We start from the raw sequence: 3,147 nt of genomic DNA on the forward strand, positions 1-3,147 counted from the left end.
GGGTGACGTTAACCGCGCGGAGGGCGGGTCGGGGGCGGGTCGAGGGTGACGGTGGGTAGGCTGTCTGCACATGAGCACGCCTCGCCCTGTCCTCGTGGTGGACTTCGGAGCCCAGTACGCCCAGCTCATCGCGCGCCGGGTGCGCGAGGCGAAGGTCTACTCCGAGATCGTGCCGCACTCCATGCCGGTCGCCGAGATGCTGGCGAAGAACCCCGCCGCGATCATCCTGTCCGGCGGCCCGGCCAGTGTCTACGCCCCGGACGCCCCGCAGGTCGACGCCGGGATGTTCGACGCCGGGGTGCCGGTCTTCGGCATCTGCTACGGCTTCCAGGCGATGGCCCGGGCGCTCGGTGGCACGGTCGCCCGCACCGGCAGCCGCGAGTACGGTGGCACCCCGCTGCGCGCCCGACCGGACGCCGGGGTGCTGCTCCGCGAACTGCCGGACGACCTGCCGGTCTGGATGAGTCACGGTGACTGCGTCACGGAGGCGCCCGTGGGTTTCACGGTGACCGCCGAGTCCGCCGGCGCCCCGGTTGCCGCCTTCGAGGACCTGGCCGGGCGGCGGGCCGGCGTGCAGTTCCACCCCGAGGTCGGGCACACCGCGCACGGCCAGGAGATGCTCCGGCGCTTCCTCTACGACGTCGCCGGCATCGAGCCGACCTGGACGGCCGAGAACATCATCGACGAGCAGGTCGCCCGGATCCGGGAGCAGGTCGGTGACAAGGAGGTTATCTGCGCCCTGAGCGGCGGGGTCGACTCCGCGGTCGCCGCCGCGTTGGTGCACCGGGCCGTCGGCGACCAGCTCACCTGCGTCTTCGTCGACCACGGCCTGCTGCGGGCCGGCGAGGCCGAGCAGGTCGAGAAGGACTACGTCGCCGCCACCGGCATCAAACTGAAGGTGGTCGACGCCCAGGACCAGTTCCTCGGCGCGCTGGCCGGGGTCACCGACCCGGAGCGGAAGCGCAAGATCATCGGCCGGGAGTTCATCCGGGTCTTCGAGGCCGCCGCCCGGGAGATCGCCTCCCACGGTGACGTCGAGTTCCTGGTGCAGGGCACCCTCTACCCCGATGTGGTGGAGTCCGGCGGCGGCACCGGCACGGCCAACATCAAGAGCCACCACAACGTCGGCGGCCTCCCGGAGGACCTCAAGTTCGCCCTGGTCGAGCCGCTGCGCACGCTCTTCAAGGACGAGGTCCGGGCGCTTGGCCTCCAGCTCGGCCTGCCCGAGGCGATGGTCTGGCGGCACCCGTTCCCGGGCCCCGGCCTGGCCATCCGGATCATCGGCGCGGTGGACCGGGAGCGGCTGGAGGTGCTGCGCCTGGCCGACCTGATCGCCCGCGAGGAGCTGACCGCCGCCGGCCTGGACCGGGGCGTCTGGCAGTTCCCGGTGGTGCTCCTGGCCGACGTGCGCAGCGTCGGTGTGCAGGGCGACGGGCGCAGCTACGGGCATCCCGTGGTGCTGCGCCCGGTCTCCAGCGAGGACGCGATGACCGCCGACTGGTCGCGGCTGCCCTACGAGGTGGTGGCCCGGATCTCCACCCGGATCACCAACGAGGTGGCCGAGGTCAACCGGGTGGTGCTGGACGTGACCAGCAAGCCGCCGGGCACCATCGAGTGGGAGTGATCCCGGATCACGCCGCGGGCGGCGTGGCCGGCGGCTGAGGCTGCGGCGGGGGCGTGGGCTCCGCCGCCGCGGCGGCGGCCGGCCAGGTGGTCGCCGCGGGCCGCGCCGCGGCGACCGTCGGGTGCGGCCAGGCGGGCGCGTCCGCCGGCTCCTCCGGCATCAGGAACCACATGATCGGGTACGCGAGCAGCGCGAGCCCGCCGGTGAGCAGGCCGGTGACCGCGAAGAGCACCCGGACGAGGGTGGGGTCGACGGCGAAGTAGCGGCCGAGGCCGCTGGCCACCCCGGCGACCATCCGGTCGGTGGTGGGGCGGCGGAGCTGCTTGTACGGGGCCTGGGGAGAGGTCGTGGAAGGCATGACTCCACGGTCCGCCCTGGCCGCCGGGCCGGCCTCAGTGACCGCCCGGATCCCTACCCTGACCCGCCCCTGATCCGGGAGCCTTCAGTCAGGAATCTGACTCTTTTCGATGCCGGTAACGCGTTCCGGGGAGAATTTGGCCCCGTGACCACTTCGCTGGAGCCGCTCCGCAGGATCGCGGCATACGCAGTTTGTGCTGATTCAGACGGCCGAGTGTTGCTGGTCCGCGCCTCGGAGCGCTCCGGCACCCCCGGCACGTGGTCGCTGCCCGGAGGGGCCGTCGACCACGGCGAGGATCCCCATCACACCGTCGTGCGGGAGACCGCGGCCGAGACCGGCCTGTCGGTCACGGTCGCCGGCCTGCACGACGTCCTGGCGGACATGCGGGCGCTGCCGGAGCGGGGCATCACCATCCACACCGACCGCCTGATCTACCGGGTCTCGGTCCGCGGCGGGACGCTCGCCGACCGGGTCGACCGGCCGACCGACCTGGCCCGTTGGTTCACCCTCGACGAGGCCCGCGAGCTGCCGCTGCGCTCGTTCGCCGCGCGGGCCCTGGGCTTGCCCGCCTCCTCCGCTGACATCGTCCCCGACGAGCCCCCGGAGTTCCCCTCCTTCTACGCGGTGCCCGGTCCGGACGGGCTGCACCGCGCCCAGCGCTTCGCCGCGTACGCGGTGGTCACCGACCCGGACGGCCGGGTGCTGCTGACCCGGGTCTCCGACGGCTACCCGGGCGCGGGCTGCTGGCACCTGCCCGGCGGCGGCACCGACTACGGCGAGCAGCCCGGCGCGGCGCTGATCCGCGAACTGGTGGAGGAGACCGGGCAGACCGGCCGCCTGGTGGAGCTGCTCGGGGTGGCCAGCCACCGGGACGCCGCGTCGCTCGGCCCGGAGGGCTACCCGATCGACTGGCACGGCGTCCGCGCCTTCTACCGGGTGGTCGTCGACCAGCCGGCCCCGCCCACTGTGGCCGACGTCGGCGGTTCCACCTGCGAGGCCCGCTGGTTCGCCCGGGAGGAACTCGGTGCCCTCCCCACCGACCGCCTCACCGAGGTCACCGCCGAAGCCGTCCAAGCCGCCCGCCTTGCCTAGCCCCTGTCTCTTATAAACATCTCCGAGCCCACGAGACTAGCGCTCCTCTCGTATTCCGTCTTCTGCTTGAAAA

General features: G+C 73.0%; 3 protein-coding genes. 2 read left to right on the forward strand and 1 reads right to left on the reverse strand.

What is annotated here, in order from left to right; all coding sequences use genetic code 11:
- The first annotated feature begins 70 nt into the window (after positions 1–70).
- Positions 71–1,624, forward strand: a complete 1,554-nt coding sequence (guaA, locus tag C1I99_RS30660; protein ID WP_111137641.1) for a glutamine-hydrolyzing GMP synthase — start codon at positions 71–73, stop codon at positions 1,622–1,624.
- Positions 1,625–1,631: 7 nt separating this feature from the next.
- On the opposite strand, the gene C1I99_RS30665 is transcribed toward guaA, so the two are convergent.
- Positions 1,632–1,982, reverse strand: coding sequence for a PspC domain-containing protein (locus tag C1I99_RS30665; protein WP_111137642.1), 351 nt, complete (start codon positions 1,980–1,982; stop codon positions 1,632–1,634).
- Positions 1,983–2,126: 144 nt separating this feature from the next.
- Here C1I99_RS30665 and C1I99_RS30670 point away from each other — a divergent pair, with 144 nt between their 5' ends.
- Complete coding sequence (locus C1I99_RS30670) at positions 2,127–3,074, forward strand: NUDIX hydrolase (RefSeq protein WP_111137643.1); 948 nt, start codon at positions 2,127–2,129, stop codon at positions 3,072–3,074.
- The last annotated feature ends 73 nt before the right edge of the window (positions 3,075–3,147 follow it).

It is taken from the genome of Micromonospora deserti, assembly GCF_003236335.1.
Taxonomy (GTDB): Bacteria; Actinomycetota; Actinomycetes; order Mycobacteriales; family Micromonosporaceae; genus Micromonospora; species Micromonospora deserti.

Coding starts and splice junctions, on each gene's coding strand:
- guaA (WP_111137641.1), top strand. CDS start 71: ATGAGCACGCCTCGCCCTGTCCTCGTGGTGGACTTCGGAGCCCAGTAC.
- C1I99_RS30665 (WP_111137642.1), bottom strand. CDS start 1,982: ATGCCTTCCACGACCTCTCCCCAGGCCCCGTACAAGCAGCTCCGCCGC.